This is a genomic window from Nonomuraea zeae, assembly GCF_005889725.1.
Lineage (GTDB): Bacteria > Actinomycetota > Actinomycetes > Streptosporangiales > Streptosporangiaceae > Nonomuraea > Nonomuraea zeae.
Genome location: NZ_VCKX01000257.1, coordinates 1 through 17627, shown reverse-complemented (window position 1 = coordinate 17627; position 17627 = coordinate 1). Strand labels below are relative to the sequence as shown.

17 protein-coding genes are annotated in these 17627 nt (G+C 70.5%); 8 read left to right on the top strand and 9 right to left on the bottom strand.

What is annotated here, in order from left to right; all coding sequences use genetic code 11:
• From ETD85_RS48070 to ETD85_RS48060, 3 genes are all read right to left on the bottom strand, one after another.
• A partial coding sequence (locus tag ETD85_RS48070; RefSeq protein ID WP_170247239.1) for a serine/threonine-protein kinase occupies window positions 1-1231 on the bottom strand: 1231 nt, incomplete at its 3' end.
• Between the two features lie 49 nt (window positions 1232-1280).
• Window positions 1281-2255, bottom strand: a complete 975-nt coding sequence (locus ETD85_RS48065; RefSeq protein ID WP_138696553.1) for a GNAT family N-acetyltransferase — start codon at window positions 2253-2255, stop codon at window positions 1281-1283.
• A 275-nt stretch (window positions 2256-2530) separates the two neighbouring features.
• Window positions 2531-2776 carry a DUF2630 family protein gene (locus tag ETD85_RS48060; protein ID WP_138696552.1) on the bottom strand — a complete coding sequence of 82 codons (246 nt, stop codon included), beginning with the start codon at window positions 2774-2776 and terminating at the stop codon, window positions 2531-2533.
• Between the two features lie 38 nt (window positions 2777-2814).
• Between ETD85_RS48060 and ddaH the strand changes: the two genes are divergently transcribed.
• On the top strand, window positions 2815-3561 hold the full coding sequence (gene ddaH, locus ETD85_RS48055; RefSeq protein WP_138696551.1) for a dimethylargininase: 747 nt from the start codon (window positions 2815-2817) through the stop codon (window positions 3559-3561).
• A gap of 235 nt (window positions 3562-3796) precedes the next feature.
• On the top strand, window positions 3797-5503 hold the full coding sequence (leuA, locus tag ETD85_RS48050; protein WP_138696550.1) for a 2-isopropylmalate synthase: 1707 nt from the start codon (window positions 3797-3799) through the stop codon (window positions 5501-5503).
• A 143-nt stretch (window positions 5504-5646) separates the two neighbouring features.
• Here the strand turns inward: leuA and ETD85_RS48045 are convergent, their stop codons facing one another.
• The 3 genes from ETD85_RS48045 to ETD85_RS48035 all read right to left on the bottom strand — a co-directional run bounded on the left by ETD85_RS48045 (window position 5647) and on the right by ETD85_RS48035 (window position 8713).
• Window positions 5647-6057: a hypothetical protein gene (locus tag ETD85_RS48045; protein ID WP_138696549.1), complete on the bottom strand. Its 411-nt coding sequence runs from the start codon at window positions 6055-6057 to the stop codon at window positions 5647-5649.
• A gap of 176 nt (window positions 6058-6233) precedes the next feature.
• Window positions 6234-8474 carry a hypothetical protein gene (locus ETD85_RS48040; protein WP_170247238.1) on the bottom strand — a complete coding sequence of 747 codons (2241 nt, stop codon included), beginning with the start codon at window positions 8472-8474 and terminating at the stop codon, window positions 6234-6236.
• Window positions 8471-8713: a hypothetical protein gene (locus ETD85_RS48035; RefSeq protein ID WP_138696547.1), complete on the bottom strand. Its 243-nt coding sequence runs from the start codon at window positions 8711-8713 to the stop codon at window positions 8471-8473. Before ETD85_RS48035 ends, ETD85_RS48040 begins: the two co-directional genes overlap by 4 nt.
• Window positions 8714-9028: 315 nt before the next feature.
• Between ETD85_RS48035 and ETD85_RS48030 the strand changes: the two genes are divergently transcribed.
• Genes ETD85_RS48030 through ETD85_RS48020 form a run of 3 tightly spaced genes read left to right on the top strand, consistent with a single transcriptional unit; the run spans window position 9029 to window position 13378 of the window.
• Window positions 9029-10405, top strand: a complete 1377-nt coding sequence (locus ETD85_RS48030; protein ID WP_138696546.1) for an MDR family MFS transporter — start codon at window positions 9029-9031, stop codon at window positions 10403-10405.
• On the top strand, window positions 10402-12765 hold the full coding sequence (locus ETD85_RS48025) for a PEP/pyruvate-binding domain-containing protein (RefSeq protein ID WP_338087246.1): 2364 nt from the start codon (window positions 10402-10404) through the stop codon (window positions 12763-12765). Before ETD85_RS48030 ends, ETD85_RS48025 begins: the two co-directional genes overlap by 4 nt.
• Before the next feature lie 10 nt (window positions 12766-12775).
• The gene (locus ETD85_RS48020; RefSeq protein ID WP_138696545.1) at window positions 12776-13378 is read left to right on the top strand and encodes a TetR/AcrR family transcriptional regulator; all 603 of its coding nucleotides are present in this window, start codon (window positions 12776-12778) and stop codon (window positions 13376-13378) included.
• Window positions 13379-13383: 5 nt separating this feature from the next.
• Here the strand turns inward: ETD85_RS48020 and ETD85_RS48015 are convergent, their stop codons facing one another.
• Genes ETD85_RS48015 through ETD85_RS48005 form a run of 3 tightly spaced genes read right to left on the bottom strand, consistent with a single transcriptional unit; the run spans window position 13384 to window position 15326 of the window.
• Window positions 13384-14283: a hypothetical protein gene (locus ETD85_RS48015; protein WP_138696544.1), complete on the bottom strand. Its 900-nt coding sequence runs from the start codon at window positions 14281-14283 to the stop codon at window positions 13384-13386.
• On the bottom strand, window positions 14280-14609 hold the full coding sequence (locus ETD85_RS48010) for a PadR family transcriptional regulator (protein WP_138696543.1): 330 nt from the start codon (window positions 14607-14609) through the stop codon (window positions 14280-14282). Before ETD85_RS48010 ends, ETD85_RS48015 begins: the two co-directional genes overlap by 4 nt.
• A gap of 24 nt (window positions 14610-14633) precedes the next feature.
• Complete coding sequence (locus ETD85_RS48005; RefSeq protein ID WP_138696542.1) at window positions 14634-15326, bottom strand: TetR/AcrR family transcriptional regulator; 693 nt, start codon at window positions 15324-15326, stop codon at window positions 14634-14636.
• Between the two features lie 115 nt (window positions 15327-15441).
• Here ETD85_RS48005 and ETD85_RS48000 point away from each other — a divergent pair, with 115 nt between their 5' ends.
• From ETD85_RS48000 to ETD85_RS47990, 3 genes are read left to right on the top strand one after another with little or no spacing between them, the layout of a single operon-like run.
• On the top strand, window positions 15442-15795 hold the full coding sequence (locus ETD85_RS48000) for a YrdB family protein (protein ID WP_138696541.1): 354 nt from the start codon (window positions 15442-15444) through the stop codon (window positions 15793-15795).
• A 2-nt stretch (window positions 15796-15797) separates the two neighbouring features.
• Window positions 15798-16709, top strand: a complete 912-nt coding sequence (locus tag ETD85_RS47995) for an NAD-dependent epimerase/dehydratase family protein (RefSeq protein WP_138696540.1) — start codon at window positions 15798-15800, stop codon at window positions 16707-16709.
• Window positions 16706-17602: a Gfo/Idh/MocA family protein gene (locus tag ETD85_RS47990; protein WP_138696539.1), complete on the top strand. Its 897-nt coding sequence runs from the start codon at window positions 16706-16708 to the stop codon at window positions 17600-17602. Before ETD85_RS47995 ends, ETD85_RS47990 begins: the two co-directional genes overlap by 4 nt.
• The last annotated feature ends 25 nt before the right edge of the window (window positions 17603-17627 follow it).

The window sequence follows — 17627 nt, the reverse complement described above, 5'->3', positions numbered from 1 at the left end:
TTGTGGCGGTCTGGGCGGTGGAGGGGGCGCTCTGGTTGCGCCACATCAGGGCCGCGGAGACGCCGGCGACCGCGACCACCACGGCCGCGGCGGCCGTGAGGAGACGCCGCCGCCCGGACGTCGCCCGCGCCTCGACGCCGGCACTGCTCTTACCGCCGGCACTGCTCTTGCCGTCGCCGCCCTGGCCCTCGCCGTTGCCCTTACTGGGGGCGGCCGTGTCACGCCCTGCCACCTCGGGGGGCACGGTCGTCTCCACCGGCGCCGCACTGTCCGCAGGCACCGCCCTGTTCACCGGTGCCGCTCTCTCCGCAGGGGCTGAGGTGGAGCCCTGCGCCTGGGACGCACCTCCAGGCTCCGTGGCCGCCGCACCCGTGCCTTGCGACCTCGGTCCGGGGACGCCGGGAGCCGCGGATAAGGGCGTCGAGACGGGCACGGAGGACATGCTGAGGCGGTCCATCAGCTCCTGGGCCGTAGGGCGTTCGGCGGGATTCTTGGACAGGGCCGCCTGCACCAGGTCCCGCAGCGGCCCCGACAGGCCACGCAGGTCCGGCGGCTCGTTGACGATGCGGAGCAGGACCGTCGGCATCGAGCCCGACCCGAACGGCGGGAGCCCGCTGGCGGCGAAGGCCACCGTGCCGCCCCACGCGAAGATGTCCGCAGCCGGCCCGATCCGCGCGCCCGACACCTGCTCGGGCGACATGAACGACGGCGTCCCCACGATCGCGCTGCTCACGTCCGACTCCATGAGCTGCGCGAGCCCGAAGTCGATGACCTTGGGCCCCACCTGGGAGAGCAGCACGTTCGACGGCTTGAGATCGCGGTGCACCACCCCGGCCCCGTGGATGGCACGCAGCGCCATCGCCATCGCCGCGGCCAGCCCGTCCAGCGCCGAGCCGCGCAGCGGCCCGGCCTCGCGGACGGCGTCGACGAGGCTCTGCCCCTCGACGTATTCGGTGACGAGGTAGGCCACGTCCCCCTCGGCGTCGGCGTCGAGCACGGGGGCCGTACAGAATCTCGCGACCCGCTTGGCGGCGGCGACCTCCCTGACGAAGCGCCGCCTGAAGTCGGCGTCCGCGTCCATCCGCGCGCGGATCAGCTTGACCGCGACCCGCGCGCCACCGGGGTCGCGGGCCAAGTAGACGACGCCCATGCCGCCCTCACCCAGCCGACCCAGCAGGGTGTACGGCCCCACCTGCCGGGGGTCGCCGTCTCTCAACACCGCCAAGGTCATAGGGGCCCAGGCTATCGGCCGGGCCGCTGGATGCTCCATGCCCGGCGGGCTAGACGCTCAGCCGCCACTGGTTCCACTCGTCGAAGAACTCGAACCCCATCGCCTCGTTGATGGCCAGCATGTGGGTGTTGGAAGTGGCGTTCCAGGTGATGATCCGCTCCAGATGGGGCTCACGCTCGCGCAGCCAGAACAGGTTGGCGAGCTTGAGCAGCAGGCCCAGCCGGTGGCCCCGGTGCCCGGCCAGCACCGTCGTGTCCGTCTGGGCGCCCCAGCCGTCGGAGCGGTCGGCCTTGAGGCAGATGCGGGTGTAACCGGCCGGGGCGCCGTCGGAGTCGCGGCGGGCGATCGTGGTGTAACAGGTCTGGCCGCTGTCCGGGATCCGCTGCTCGCGGTCGCGGATGCGGTCGAGGCTGAAGTGCTGGTCCTCTACGTCGTCGTCGCGCGGGGCGTCGTTCATGCCGCTCATCAGGGTCGCGAGGTCGGGCAGCAGCTCGGGCCCCGCCGGGCCGATCCACTGCTCCAGGCTGTAGCCCGCCACCTGGGGCACCATCCGCTCCAGGGCCGCCCAGTCGGCCGTACGCAGGTCGAACGTGCGGCGGGCCTCGACGAGCGCGACCGTCATGCCGCGCGCATGGGCGAACCGGGCGCCCGCGCCGGCGGACGGCGTCTCGGTCAGCATCAGGCGCCTGCCATCGGCCCGCAGGCGCTCTGCGGCGTGCTCGAACAGGGCCGAGCCGAGACCCCTGCCGCGGTGCTCCGGGCGTACCACGAGGGGGAAGACCCTGCCGGTGTGGGTGTTGTCGAGCCGGTAGAGCGACAGGCAGTAGCCGCCGGCCACCTTGCCGTCCTCGACCACCGCCCAGACCTCCGCTCGCTGCGCGGGGCTGTCCAGGCAGAGCTCACGGCGGAAACGGGCGAACGGGACCTGAGGGCCGGCGTTGTCGGTGCCGGCGGCCATGTACGCGTCGTACAGGCCGGTGATGAGATCGCCCTGGCTGGCGGGGTCGATGGGCTGAATCATCATGGGTCCAGGAAATCGCACGGCAGCGACCCGGAGCGAACGAATTTCCGCCACGGGGACGGAGTCCGGCTCGCGCACCGCGGACCCACACCGAACGCCCCCGGCCAGGGACCATGGAGAGCGGCGCCTCGAACGGCGGCGCCCCGGAGGACATGACCCTGAACGATGGGCGCCTCGGGTCAGACCGACGGGTCAGACCGACGGGTCAGACCTACAGGTCAGCCCGATGGGGCTGACCGGCCGACTCCCGCTCTCCGAGGCGGCGGCGTACTAACCGCTCACTGGCGGTAGTTCTCGACCTCGCTCGCGGGGCGGGCGGCGGCGTTGTCGGGGTCCTCGCCCGCGCCGCGCCGGGCCCTGCGCTGCCGGAGCAGATCCCAGCACTGGTCAAGCGCCGTCTCCAGCTGCTTGATCCGGTTGCGCTCCTCGTCGGAGGTGACCTCGCCGGCCGTCAGCTTGCCGCGCAGATCGTGCTCCTCGGTGACCAGATCACTGATCCTGGTGAGAATCTCGTCGTCCCGCATGTCCAAGACTCTAATCACTGCGTGATAGAACACGCCCTATGTCTGGTATTGCGCTGGTAAGAAAGCCCGGCCCTCGGATCTCCGAGGGCATCGTCACCCACATCGAGCGCGAACCAGTGGACCACGAACGCGCCGCCGCCCAGCACGACGCCTATGTCGCCGCGCTGGCGCGCCACGGGTGGCGGCCCGTGTACGTGGCGGCGGCCGACGAATTGCCTGATGCGCCCTTCGTGGAGGACACGCTGGTGGTGTCGGGGCGGCTGGCCGTACTGACCAGGCCGGGTGCGCCGGAGCGGCGGCCCGAGGTGGCGGCCGTGGAGCAGGCCGTGCGGGAGGCCGGGCTGACGACGGTCAGGATCGCGCGGCCGGGCACGCTGGACGGCGGCGACGTGCTGCAGGCCAACGCGACCGTGTACGTCGGGAGGTCGGCGCGCAGCAACCGCGAGGGGATCATGCAACTGGCGGCCCTGCTGCCGGAACGCCGGGTCGTCCCGGTGGACATGTCCGGCGTGCTGCACCTGAAGTCGGCGGTGACGGCCCTGCCCGACGGCACGCTCATCGGCGACCCCGGCCGCGTGGACCTGCCGGATCTGCTCGTCCCGCCGGAGGAGGCGGGCGCGCACGTGGTGCCGCTGGGCGGGGACAGCGTCCTGATGGCCGCCTCGGCCCCGGAGACCGCCGCCCTGCTCGGAAAGCGGGGATTTATCGTGACAAGCGTAGATATTTCGGAGTTTGAGAAGCTGGAAGGCTGCGTCACCTGCCTGAGCGTCCTCGTCCCCGACTGAGCCGCCGATCCCCGCTGCCTCTGGCCGGTCCGCGCTGTCCCGCGCCGGCCCGGATCCCTGTGCTCACGATGTGAGATCAGGGACGGCGCATCCCGAGACGTCTGGTAGCGTGCAGGGCATGCTGTGCGGGCTCCTTCTTAGCTGCCGCGGCGGGGGCCTCTAAGGCCGGCTCCCTCGCCGCGGAGCGAGTCATGCACGTCGGCCGTTTCTTCCGACCGACGAGGAGCAGCAAATCATGACCGCTCAGCAGCCCAGCAACATGCCGGTCCAGCGCTATCAGGCCTTCGAGCCGATCCGGCTGACCGACCGCACCTGGCCCGATCAAACGATCACCAAGGCGCCCCGATGGTGCGCGGTGGACCTGCGCGACGGCAACCAGGCCCTGATCGACCCGATGGACTCCCACCGCAAGCTCAAGATGTTCGAGCTGCTGGTACGCATGGGCTACAAAGAGATCGAAGTAGGCTTCCCGGCCGCCTCGCAGACCGACTTCGACTTCATCCGGCAGATCATCGAAGAGGGCCGGATCCCCGACGACGTGGTCATCCAGGTCCTGACCCAGGCCAGGCCGGAGCTGATCGAGCGGACCTTCGAGTCGATCGAGGGCGCCAAGCAGGCCATCGTCCACCTGTACAACTCGACGTCCACCCTCCAGCGCCGCGTCGTGTTCGGCCAGGACAGAGACGGCATCACCGCCATCGCGGTCGAGGGCGCCAAGCTGGTCAAGAAGCTCGCCGACGCGACCGACGTGGACGTCTACTTCCAGTACTCGCCGGAGTCGTTCACCGGCACCGAGCTGGACTACGCCGTCGAGGTGTGCGACGCCGTCAACGACGTGTGGCAGCCCACCCCTGACCGCAAGGTCATCGTCAACCTGCCGGCCACCGTCGAGATGGCCACGCCCAACATCTACGCCGACCAGATCGAGTGGATGCACCGCAACCTCAAGCACCGCGACTCGATCGTCCTGTCGCTCCACCCGCACAACGACCGCGGCAGCGCCGTGGCCGCCGCCGAGCTGGGCTACATGGCGGGCGCCGACCGCATCGAGGGCTGCCTGTTCGGCAACGGCGAGCGTACGGGCAACGTCTGCCTGGTCACCCTGGGCATGAACCTCTTCTCCCAGGGCGTCGACCCCGAGATCGACTTCAGTGACATCGACGAGATCCGCCGCGTCACCGAATATTGCAACCAGCTGCCCGTGCACCCGCGCCACCCGTGGGGCGGAGAGCTGGTCTACACCGCCTTCTCCGGCTCCCACCAGGACGCCATCAAGAAGGGCTTCGAACACCTCGAGCGCGACGCCGCCGCGGCCGGGGTGCCGGTGGACGAGTTCACCTGGGCGGTCCCCTACCTGCCGATCGACCCGAAGGACATCGGCCGCACCTACGAGGCCGTCATCCGGGTCAACAGCCAGTCGGGCAAGGGCGGGGTCGCCTACATCATGAAGGCCGACCACCAGCTCGACCTGCCGCGGCGGCTGCAGATCGAGTTCTCCAAGGTCGTGCAGACCCGTACGGACGAGCAGGGCGGCGAGATCGGCTCGACGGCCATGTACGAGATCTTCCGCGACGAATACCTGCCGAACCCGGCCAACCGGTGGGGCCGCCTCAGCCTCCTGGCCCACCGCCACGAGTCCACGGTGGACGACAAGGACCGCATCAGCGCCGACATCCGCCTCGACGGGGAGATCCGCGAGATCGAGGGCACCGGCAACGGCCCGATCTCGGCGTTCATCGACGCGATCGCGGGCGTCGGCCTCTCGGTGCGCGTCCTCGACTACGTGGAGCACGCGCTGAGCGCGGGCACCGACGCCAAGGCCGCCTCCTACCTGGAGTGCGAGGCCAACGGGCAGGTGCTGTGGGGGGTGGGCGTGGACGCCAACACCACCACGGCCGCGCTCAAGGCCATCATCTCGGCGGTCAACCGCGCTTCCCGCTGACCACTGATCCTATGTAGCCGCCCCCGGCACGACCTGCCGGCGGTCTGGCCCTCCGGGTATACGCCCACAAGGCCCCATACCCATCACTCGACCGCACCCGTTTATCAAGTGGGTGCGGTCGAGTTGTTTTGGGTGGTGGGGTGTTAGGCGCCGGGGGTGCAGTTGTAGAGGTGGCCGTAGCGTTTTTGAGCTATGCGCATGAGCTCGATCAGGTCCTTGATTGCATCCCGGCCTTTGGCGACTTGGGAAAGATAGATGTCGATCAACCGTTGCTTGTCGCCGCAGCGAAACTTCGCACTCACTCGGTACGGCTGATCGGCAAATGGTGTATTCGGCAGGTACGCTGCCAGGCCGTCACCAAGGTCGGCGGGGAGCGGTACGCCGCCATGCCTGCTGTAGAGCCGACGCCTGTCATCCATAACGAAGTCCAAATGCTCCTGGCTCGTCCCATTGCCCGCTTGCAGCCAGCCCACCTCAAGTGGTCGAGGAGCCGTATCAGGAGCCCAGCAATCACCGCTGCTCTCATTTCCGCTATTTCTCTCGACGAGCGACACCGTTGCACCGCTTACCAAGCGGAATGCTTTCTCGGAGACGAGCTTGCAAATGTAAGGGGCAGCATCCGTAACCGGTTCCGGGGCCGCGGCCGGTGCGGATACAGCGTCATTCAGGGGAGCGCAGGCTGTGGTGAGTGGCGTGAGAGTGGCCAGGGCAACAATCAGCGTAGCAAACCTCATTTACCACCTCCGGGAGGCGACGGAATCTGGAGACTTAGGTAGTCATCCACTTCGCTGGTCCTGCGGAAAGTGTTGCTAAACCGATCGAACAGATCACTACCTCCGCTCTTCTTTTGAGCCCAAGCAAGGAACTGACTGTATTCTTGTGAGCTCATCTCGGCGAAAGGTTTGATCGTCGGCGGATTTCCGCTTGTGAACGACTGATCCTTGATATTGACTTCATCAAGCATCCCCTTGCTCAGCATGGCAGTGGCGAGCATCTGCTCTGCCAGCCTCTCCACCGCCAGTCGATTGTCCGCCAGCGTCCGGTGCGTCTCGTCCAAGCCCCGTCTGTGATCGAACATCCGCTGAGCGACCTGTTTGGCCATCTCGTCATACGCAGCTCCGGCGAGCTTGTCGTACCCGTTGCCGAGCATTTCTCCGAAGGCGCCAGCGGCCAGTTGTCCTGCCTGTTTGGCGCCCGGCACCGGAAGCAGCCCCAGCGCGTTGCCCACCATGCTCTTCAGCGCCTCGTCCGCCTTCTTGTCGTCCAGTCCCTGGGCGATCAGCACCTGGCGGCGGATCTCCACGAGGTGACTGAAGGGACGTGCCGCCGCCACGGTACGGTCGGTAAGGAATTGCATGATGTCGGCCTTGTCGACCCGTCCGTCCTCGTCGAAGTCGAACTCCTTGACGTCGGCCGCGGTGAATCCGAGCCGCTCCGCGTTGGAAGCATCGAGCCCGACCGGAGGCACCGTGTCGAGCGCTGCCCGCATGTGTTCGGTCTGTGCTCGTATCAGTGCCTCGAAAGCGCCGTCGTCGGCCGTGGCCAGCGCCAGTGCGTACGACATGTCCGCGGCCGCGACCTGGCCGAACGTGGCGTGGTTCAAAAGGAGCCGGGAGAGCTCGTCGATGCTGGCGGCGATCGCGCGGCCCAGGGGATAGCTCAGAGGCGCGTACCGATCGAACGCCTCCCTGTTCTTGATCTCCAGGTTGCCGCTGTCGGCCTTGCCGAAGGCGCCGCGCATCTCGTCGGCGAGGAGCTTGGTCATCTCGGCGGCCAGCTTGTTGGAGGTCGCGTCCTGGCCGGTTGTCGCGGTCACCAGCAGGTCGCTGATCGGCTTGTAGTCGCCCAGATAGCGGGAAGCGCCCCACCGGGTGGTCAGCAGGTAGTGCAGCACGGACTCCTTCCACCCGGCCGGAGTCAGGTTCAGCAGTGCGTGGGAGGCTTCCCGGCCGAACTTCGCGGCATGAAACAGGTCCTCCACCACCGACGATTGGATCTTCGTGCCTGGACTGCCCGCCTGCGGCTCCGGTCTGAGCATCGCGTCGAGGCCGAGTGCGCCGGCCAGGTCGAGTATGGGGATCTGCAGTGCACCGAAGGGGCTGCCCAGCAGGTCCTTGCTCGCCGCCCATTCGTCCTTGCGCTGCTCGTGCTCGTAGACGATCACGTCGCGCCCGACGATCTCCATGAACCTCCCCGAGAACGGCGGCTTCCCGTCGTGAGCACGCCAGATGAGCGCCTGGGCCTGGTAACCCGAGTACTTCGTGTCGCCCGTCTCGTGCTCGGCCCGGCCCTCCGTCACCAGGTTCTCGAGGAAGTCGTCGCCCATGTACGCGGAGCTCTTCGGGTCGGTTCCTCGGGCAAGGGCCGTGCTCAGCATGCGCAGGGCCTTCTTGCCCCGGCAGGAGAGCCGGGCCATGAGATCGAAGTCCCCGTGGATCCTGGCGTCACGCAACTGCGTGGCGAGCGAGCCGGGGAGCCGCGTCACGCCCCGGGCCCCCAGCACGTCGAGGAACGCCTTGACGAACGCCGGGTCCCCGGCCCTTGACGCGTACTTTTCCAGCTCTGCCAGCGCCTCCGCGCTTCCTTCCGTGGACCGCAACGTGGACCGCAACGCGGCTCGGCCCGCCAGCGTCCCGTCCAGCAGCCCTCTGGCCGCCTCCAGGCTGTCCGGCACCGCCACGAAGCTCCCGGCAGGCATGCTCCTGCCGAAGGTGACCTGCTGCCGCTGCAGCTCGTGGACGAGCCGCTGCCGCCGCCGCAGGTCCTCGGCCTGCGAGGTGACCCGCCCGGCCAGCTGCCGCAGCCGCGCCGCGGGCGAGGTGTCGAGCCCGGCGCTCCGCAGCTCGCCGTGCAGGGAGCGCGCCAGCTCGTCCAGCCGCCTGGCCGCCTCGGCGTGCCTGCCCGCCATCGCGTCGAACTCGGCCGGCTTGACCCCGGTGAAGGTCGGCTTGGCCCCGGTGAACTCCGTCACGGCGTGTCCTGGGCCGCGGACAGCCTCTGGTTCGCGCTGTGGACGGCCTGCGCGAGCACGCCCCGCAACTCCCGCTGGTCGGCACGGACCTGGGCGTCGAAGCAGGCGCCCGCCGGCCCCACCCACGCGTCGCTCGCCATCAGGCGGCAGGACGGGTCGAGCACCCACCAGTGCTCGTCGGACAGCCGCTGGATGCGCTGCGCCACGGCTCGCATCGCCTCGTGATCGAGGTCGGCCACAAATGCTCCCCTTAAACGGCTCGGCGCTGGAACAACTTTCGCACGGTAATCAACAGTGTCTCAGCAGAACAAGCCGACCCTCGGCGAAAGGTATGGGCCGCCGGAATTTCCGGGATAAAGGGGGTTGGTTGTGTTCGGGAAATATTGCATATTGTCGAGAGATCGGAAAGTCGGGGTGGTTTGCCATTCTTCAAGGGGGTGGGGGTGGTGTCGGGATGGCTGCTCCCACGGTGGCGCCCCGGATAGTGAACGTTGCGTTTCTTCCCGATGAACCGTACTCTCCCTAGAGAACGCTCCGTTCTCTAGGGAGGTGTCATGGGCCTCGTGCTGTCCGGCCTGATCCTGGCGATGCTGCTGGGTGCACTGGACCAGACGATCATGGCGCCCGCGCTGCCCGCCGTGGCCGGCGGCCTGGGCGGGTTCGATCAGATGCCCGCCGTGGTCAGCGCCTACCTCGTCGCCGCCACCGTCGTCATGCCCGTCTACGGCAAGCTCGGCGACCGGTACGGCCGCAAGCCCACCATGCAGGTGGCCATCGTGGTGTTCGTGACCGGGGCCGTGCTGTGCGCGGTGGCCACGTCGATGCCGCAGTTCATCGCCTTCCGGGCCATCCAGGGGGTGGGCGGCGGCGGGCTGATGATCGGGGCGCAGGCGATCATGGGGGAGATCGTGAGCCCGCGGGAGCGGGGGCGCTACCTCGGGTTCATCGGGGCCGCCTACGTCGTGGCCGCCGTGTGCGGGCCGCTGATCGGCGGGTTCTTCATCGACCGGCTGAGCTGGCGGTGGATCTTCGCCATCTACCCGCCCCTCGGCCTGCTGGCGCTGGTCGTGCTGAGCCTCACGCTGCGGCTGCCCAGGCCGCACACGCGGGCGCCGCTCGACGTCGCGGGGGCCGTGACGCTGGCGGTCGCGGTGGTGGGCGTGGTGATGGTCGGGCAGACCAGGAATCCCGCCTTCCTGCTGCTCGCCGCGGCCGGGGTGGCGGCGTGGCTGGTCAGCGCGCGTTTCGCCACGGATCCGATCCTGCCGCTGCGGCTGTTCAGGAACCGGGCGTTCGCCGTGCCGGTGACGATCAGCCTGGTCATCGGGTTCGCGCTGTTCGGGACGATCACGTACATGCCCGCCTATCTGCAGATCGGCCTGGGCGCCAGCGCCACGCAGGCGGGGCTGCTGGTGACCGCGCTCATGGGCGGCGTGCTGACCACCACCATCGCGTCCGGGCGGCTGATCACGCGGACGGGGCGGTACAAGCCGTACCCCGTCGTGGGCACGGCCCTGGCGGCGGCCGGGCTCGGGCTGATCGGGCTCGCGGGCGGCACGCCGCTCGCGCTGGCCGGGGCGATGCTGGTGACCGGGCTGGGCGTCGGGCTGGTCATGCAGGTCATGGTGCTGGCCGCGCAGAACGCCGTGGAGTACGCCGACCTCGGCACCGCCACCTCCTCAGTGACATTCCTGCGCCAGATCGGCGCCTCGGCGGGGGTCGCGCTGGTGGGAGCCCTGATCACCTGGCGCGGCGGCATCCCCGCCACCGCGCCGGCCGAGCTGCCCCCCGGCGTGCGCGCGGCCTTCGCCGAGGCCGTGCCCCCGATCTTCGCGGCCATGGCGCCGCTGCTCGCCGTGGCGTTCTTCCTCGCGCTGGCGCTGCCGGCGCGTCCGCTTCGCACCACCGCATACGTCGAGGAGAAGCTGTGAAACTCGTCGCACCCCTGACCGCCTTCGGCCGAGACGACCTGGCGATGGCAGGGGGCAAGGGCGCCAACCTGGGCGAGCTCGTCAGGAGCGCCTTCCCCGTCCCGGACGGCTTCGTCGTCACCACGCACGCCTACGACCTGGTCGCGCAGGGCCGCGACACGCGGGCGTACTTCGAGCAGGCCGAGCTCCCCGGCGACCTGCGGCAGGCGATCGCCGACGCCTATGCCGCGCTCGGCGGCGGCCCGGTGGCCGTGCGGTCGAGCGCCACCGCCGAGGACCTGCCGGGAGCCGCGTTCGCCGGCCAGCAGGACACCTACCTGAACGTGGTCGGCGAGCCGGCCCTGCTCGACGCCGTACGCCGCTGCTGGGGCTCGCTCTGGACCGACCGCGCGATCGCCTACCGGGCCAAGCTCGCCATCGACGAGTCCGAGGTGCGGATCGCGGTGGTCGTCCAGAGCATGGTCGAGGCCGAGACGGCAGGCGTCATGTTCACCGCGAACCCCGTCACCGGCGACCGCACCCAGCTCGTCATCGACGCCAGCAGCGGCCTGGGCGAGGCGGTGGTGTCCGGGCTCGTCACCCCCGACCACTACGTGATCGGACCGTCGGGCCCGGCCGGCTTCACGCCCGGCCGCCGTGAGGTGGTCATCAGGGGTACGGCGGGCGGCGGCGTCACCCGCGAGTCCGGCGCCGCCACGCCCGCCGAGCCGCTCCCGGCCGCGGTGCTCGACGAGCTGGCCGGGCTCGGCCGGCAGGTCGCGGCCCACTTCGGCCGTCCCCAGGACATCGAGTGGGCCTACGCGGGAGGCCGGGTCCACCTCCTGCAGGCCCGCCCCATGACCGCGCTGCCGCCGCCCCCGGTCGGCAGGCTCAACCCCATCCAGCGCCGCATCAGCAGCGTCCTGCTCGAATACCTCCCCGAGCGTCCCTATCCGATCGACATGACGACCTGGGTCCCGTACGGCCCGGCCGGGCTGATGGGCAAGGTGACCGCGAGCTTCGGGATGCACGGCGTGTTCAGCGGCTTCCTGCGGGAGGAGGACGGCGTCGTCTACCAGCTCGTGCCGCCGAAGCCGCATCCCGGCGCGGCCGCCCTGCTCGCCCCGTTCCGCCTGGTGGCCAGGGCCAGGAAGTACGATCCCGCCCGATGGACCCAGGACCCGCGCTTCCGCGCCTACCTCGCGGCGATCGAGGAGCTGGCCGCCCGCGACCTGACCTCGATGTCGTGGGAGCGGCTCACCGCCGTGCCCAGGCAGGCGCTCGCCCTGGTGGAGCCGGTCGCCGACCTGCGGGTGGACTACCTGCCCGGCACCGGGCTGGCGCTGCTGCGGCTGCTGCTGGCGGTCAAGCTGCTCGGACGCGGCAGGCTGTTCGGCGACCTGCTGCACGGGGCGCGTACCCGGACCTCCGACGCCAACCAGGCGCTGGAGAGGCTGGCCGCGCACGCCAGGCGCACCGGCGCGCTCGACGCGGACCCGATGCCCGCGGACTTCGCGGGGGAGCTGCGGGAGTTCCTGGCCGAGTACGGCCACCGCGAGACCGCCAGCCCGATCCTGGTCACCCCGCCCACCTGGGCGGACGCGCCCGAGACCGTGCTCAGCCTGATCAGGGTGCTGGCCGCCGAGCCGCCCGCGCCGAAGGAGGCGGACGACGCCCTCGAACGCCTGCTCCGCCACCCGCTGCTGCGCTCCCGCGGCGGCCGGGCCAGGATGCGGCGCTGGGTCGAGGCGGCCAGGGCGGGCATCGCCTTCCGCGAGGACAGCCACTTCTACTTCATGATGCCGCAGCCGGTCCTGCGCAGGTCACTGCTGGAGCTGGGCCGCCGGCTGCGCGGAGCGGGCGTGCTCCAGCAGCCCGAGGACGTCTTCCACCTGCGGCTGGAGGAGCTGGAGTCGATCAAGGACGTCGCCACGCTGACGGCCGAGGAGGCGGAGCGGCTGCGCGAGACCGTACGGGCGCGGGCGGCCAAGCGCGAGGAGCTGTCCGGCGTCCGGCTCATCGACCCGGCTCTGGTCTTCCCCGCCAGGGAGACGGGAGACGCGCTGATCGCCGGGTCGCCCGCGAGCGGCGGCGTGGCGACGGGCCCGGTGAGGGTGATCAGGGAGCCGGCCGAGTTCGTCAAGCTCGGCAGCGGGGACGTGCTCGTCTGCCCGTACACGAACCCGTCGTGGACGCCGCTGTTCCAGCAGGCGGCGGCCGTGGTCGTGGACACCGGCGGCGCGGGGTCGCACGCGGCCATCGTGGCCAGGGAGTACGGCATCCCGGCGGTCATGGGCACCGGCAAGGGGACCTCCGTCCTGGAGGACGGCCAGGTCGTCACCGTCAACGGCAACGCCGGGACAGTCACCCGCGCTACCTAGGATGCATTCCATGGTCACCGACCACCGTAAGCAGCCACGACGCCGGGGCGAGGCGCTCAGCGCCGCCATCTACCAGGCGACGCTCGACGAGCTGGCCGAGACCGGCTACGCCGGGCTGACCATGGAGCGCGTCGCCGAGCGGGCCAGGGCCAGCAAGGCCTCGCTCTACCGGCGCTGGCCCACGCGCATCGAGCTGGTGATGGAGGCGGTCTACCACACCCTGCCCACCCCCGAGTCGTCGCCCGACACGGGCAACCTGCGCGACGACCTGCTGGCCATGCTCCGCCGCACGGCGCAGGCCCTGTCGGGTCCGGCCGGCGAGGCGATGCGCGGGCTGCTCGGCGAGGCGCTCAGGGGAGAGTCGCCGCTGGGCGCCATGCGGCGAAACTCCCAGGGCACGGCCAGGCGGCTGATGGAGGAGGTCGTCCGCCGCGCCGTCGAGCGCGGCGAGGTCGACCCGGAGGTCGTCACCCCTCGCCGCCTCGACTCCGGGCACGCGCTGCTGCGCCACCACTTCCTCTTCGAGGGCTCGCCCATCCCCGACTCGCTCGTCGTGGAGATCGTGGACGAGGTGCTCGTGCCGCTGCTCATGCCGGACCGCCGCGCACCCTGACGGGTTCAGGCGAGGCTGAGCTCGGCCGCCGCGGTCCGGCCCAGGCGCACCGCGCTCACGCCGGCCAGCGCGCCCATCCCGATGCCGGCCAGCGCGCTGAGCACCGCCACGGCCACGAACGGCCAGGTCACCCCCGGCATCCCCAGCAGCATCAGGATGGCGACGGGGACCCAGGCGATCGCGTTGCTGACGGCCGCGACCGCGAGCAGCTTGCCGGCGCCGCGTACGTCGGAGCTCAGCGAGGGCGCGCCCGACGCGATCGTGGGGAGCGACAGCACCAGCGCCAGGATGATCGGCGTATGGAAGCCGCCCGCCATCGCCTCGCCCAGCGGCCCGACGGGCGGGCCGGCGTGCCCGGCGGTGAGGCTGTAGAAGCTCAGGCCCACCAGGGCGACGGGCAGCGCGAGCAGAACGGCCGTCACGACCACCCGCCGGGCCGTCATCCTGGTGACGGCCCCGTACAGGGAGTGCCGGCTCGCGGTGTGGCAGGTCATGATCAGCGTGGCCACCGACAGCAGGGCCATGGCGCTCGCCCCCACGTGCAGCACCGTCGCCAGGTCCCGCAACCGGGCGGCGGCCCCGCCCCCCGAGGCCGTCCCGCCCATCCCGGCGGCCGTGGCCCAGTCGCCGTGGGCACCGGCCACGGCGCGCACGCCCTGGCTCCACAGGAGCCACAACGCCACGCCGGCGACGGACAGGACCGCCGCGAGCGGGACCCTGAGCGGCTTGGCCCCGGGAATGCGCTTGTGGTGGAACCACGCGTCGGCCGCGCCCCCAATGAGGTCGATCACCGTGCGGACGCGGGCCGGCCGCGCGGCGATCAGGTCGCCGACCTCGTCGCCGTAGCGCTGCCGCCAGGCCCGCGGGTAGAGACTGAGCATCGCCCGTGCGATCGCGCGCATCATGCCGTCCCCCAGGCGACTCCGGCGCGCCGCATCCCGGTCTGCTCGATGCGGCGCAGGGTGGCGAGCTGCTCGCGCAGCGCGTCGCGCCCGCCCTCGGTGATCCGGTACGGCTTGCGCCGCTCGGTCGTCTCCACCGGCTCGATCCAGCCGCGCTCCTCCATCCGCATCAGCGCGCCGTAGAGCGTGCCCGGCTCCAGCGAGGTGCCGCTGAACTCCTCTATGTCGCCGATCATCCGATAGCCATGTTTCTGCCCCTCGGCCAGACTGATGAGCACCAGCAGCGCCACGTCCGTGAAGCGGCCGAGCTCTTGTGTCCTGCGTGCCATGTATTCAGTTAAACTTAATAAGTCTTACTGAGCAAGCCCCATGGTCGCTCCCGCCAGGCGCATCACGTGGTCGAAGGCGGCCGGCCGGTTCTCGATCGTCTGGTTGAACTGGCCGAACACCTCGAAGTTGACCCAGCCGTACAGCGAGGTCCAGGCCGAGAGTGCCGCCCAGATCACACTGTCGGGAACCTCGGGCATCAGCTGCCTGAACGTGGCCGCCTCCGGCTCCAGGTCCCCGGGCGGCTCGGTCCCGGGCGGCCGGACGGCCCCCGCCCGCCAGGCGTCGGAGAGGATCCGGCCGAGAACGGTCACGTCGCGCAGCCGGGCCGCGATCGTGTCCTGCGGCGCCTGGTAGCCGGGCACGGGGGAGCCGTAGAGCAGCGCGTACTCGTGCGGGTGCGCCACCGCCCAGTCCCGTACCGCGTGGCAGGTGGTCAGCCACCGGCGCGGGAAGTCGTCCTGCGGGCAGCCGGCGTCGGCGCGTTCCACGCTCTCGCCGAGCGCGTTGTAGCCGTCGATGATCAGCGCGGTGAGCAGGTCATCGCGGCTCGGGAAATAGCGGTAGATGGCGGAGGAGACCATGCCCATCTCGCGGGCGACGGCCCGCAGGGACAGTCCGCCCGCGCCCTCCGTGGCGAGCTGGCGGCGCGCGATGTCGGTGATCTCTCTGGTCAGCTCGGCCCTGACGCGTTCTCTGGCGGTACGGCTGGCAGTCATGACGGCAGGTTATCAGAGCAGTGCCAAGAAACGAGAGCACTGCTCTTGACGAACACTGCTCTTTTGAGAGAGCATTGCTCTCGTAAGCGAATGACGAGAACCGACGGAGAATCCCATGCTCACCATCGCCAAGGGCGCCAACGCGGCGCTGATGTTCTTCCTGGAGCTCGGCGTGCTGGCCTCCGTCGGCTACTGGGGCTTCACGCTGGCCGCCGGCTGGCCGGTCAAGCTGCTGGCCGGGATCGGCGGGCCGGCGCTGTTCATCGCCGCGTGGGCGTTGTTCGGTGCGGGCGGCGGCGCGAACGCGACGTTCCCCCTCACCGGCCTGGCCCGCGCCGCGCTGGAGATCCTCTGGTTCGGTGGCGGCGCCCTCGCGCTCTACGCCTCCGGCCTGGTCACCTGGGCCGGCGTCTTTTACGGGCTCTTCGTGCTCAACGCAGTTCTCCGCCTCATCTGGAAGCAGGTCTGATCATGAGCAAGCACGTCGTCGTAGGTTCCGGCCAGGTCGGTACGCATCTGGCCACCAAGCTCCTCGCGGAGGGGCACGAGGTCATGGTGGTGACCCGCTCGGGCAGCGGCCCGGACGGGGCGGTCAAGGTCGCCGCCGACGTCGCCGACCGCGCCAGGATGAAGGAGCTCGCCAGGGGCGCCGACGTCCTCTACAACTGCGTCAACCCGCAGTACCACCGCTGGCTCACCGACTGGCCGCCGATGGCCGAGTCGTTCCTCGCCGCCGCCGAGTCGAGCGGCGCCGTCTACGTCATGCTGGGCAACCTCTACCCGTACGGCCCCGTGTCGGTCCCGATGACCGAGGACCTGCCGCTCGTCTCCGCCAGCCCCAAGGCGCAGGTGCGGGCGAAGATGTGGCAGGACGCGCTGGCCCTGCACGAGGCGGGCCGGATCAGGGCCGTCGAGGTGCGCGGCTCCGACTACTTCGGGCCGGGCGCCACGGACCAGTCCTACCTGGGCGCCCGGTTCCTCGTGCCGCTCAAGGCCGGGAAGACCATCCAGCTCATCCACCCCGCCGACCAGCCGCACAGCTGGACCTACCTGCCCGACGTGGCCGACGCGCTGGCCGTGGCCGGTCGTGACGAGCGGGCCTGGGGCCGCCCCTGGCACGTGCCCACGGCGGCCCCGCTGACCTTCCGCCAGATCGGCGGCCGGATGGCCGCGCTGCTCGGCCGGCCCGAGCCCAAAATGACGCAGCTGCCGTGGCCGCTGATGCGGGCGGTGGGGCTGTTCGTGCCGATGATCGGCGAGCTGAGGCACACGCGCTACCAGTTCACCGCGCCGTACGTGCTCGACTCCTCGGCGTTCCAGCGGACGTTCGGCGTCGTGCCTACGCCGATCGAGACGGCGCTCAAGGCTACGCTCGACGGGTGAAGATAGCCATGATCGGCCTGGGCGACATCGCGGAGAAGGCCTACCTGCCGGTCCTCGCCGCGCAGCCCGACCTCGACCTGCACCTCTGCACCCGCAACAGGGCCCGGCTCGACCGGCTCGGCGACGCCTACCGGATCGCCGCCCGGTCGCAGCACGTGGACGAGGTGATCAAGGCGGGGGTGGCCGCGGCCTTCGTCCACGCCGCGACCGACGCCCATCCGGAGATCGTCGAGCCGCTGCTCAACGCCGGTATCCACGTCTACGTGGACAAGCCGATCGCCTACACGCTGGCCGAGTCCGAGCACCTCGTACGCCTGGCCGCGGCCGAGGACAGGTCGCTGATGGTCGGCTTCAACCGGCGGCACGCGCCGGGGTACGCCGGGCTCGCCGAGCTTCCTCGTCATCTCCTTCTGATGGCGAAGAACCGCGACAACTACCCTGACGTCCCTCGGCGGGCGATATTTGATGACTTCATCCATGTGGTGGACACCCTCAGATTCCTCGCCCCCGGCCCGGTCACCGGCACCGCCTTCAGGACCCGCGTCGTGGACGGCCTGATCGAGCACATCGTCCTGGAGCTGACCGGCGACGGCTTCACCGCCATCGGCGTGATGAACCGGGCGAGCGGCGCGAACGAGGAGACCTGCGAGGTCATGGGCGACGGGAGCAAGCGCCGCGTGGTCAACCTCGGCGACGTCATCGACTACCGGGGCGGCGAGATCCTCACCCGGCGGCCCGACTGGGTGCCGGTCGCCCGGCAGCGCGGCATCGAGCAGGTCTGCCTGGAGTTCCTGTCCGCCGTCCGCGAAGGCCGCGTGATCAGCGCGGACGACGCCCTGATCACCCACGCCATCTGCGAGGACATCGCCGCCCAAGCCGAACGAGCCGGCTGAGCCGGCGGGCGGCGGGGCCGGAGGG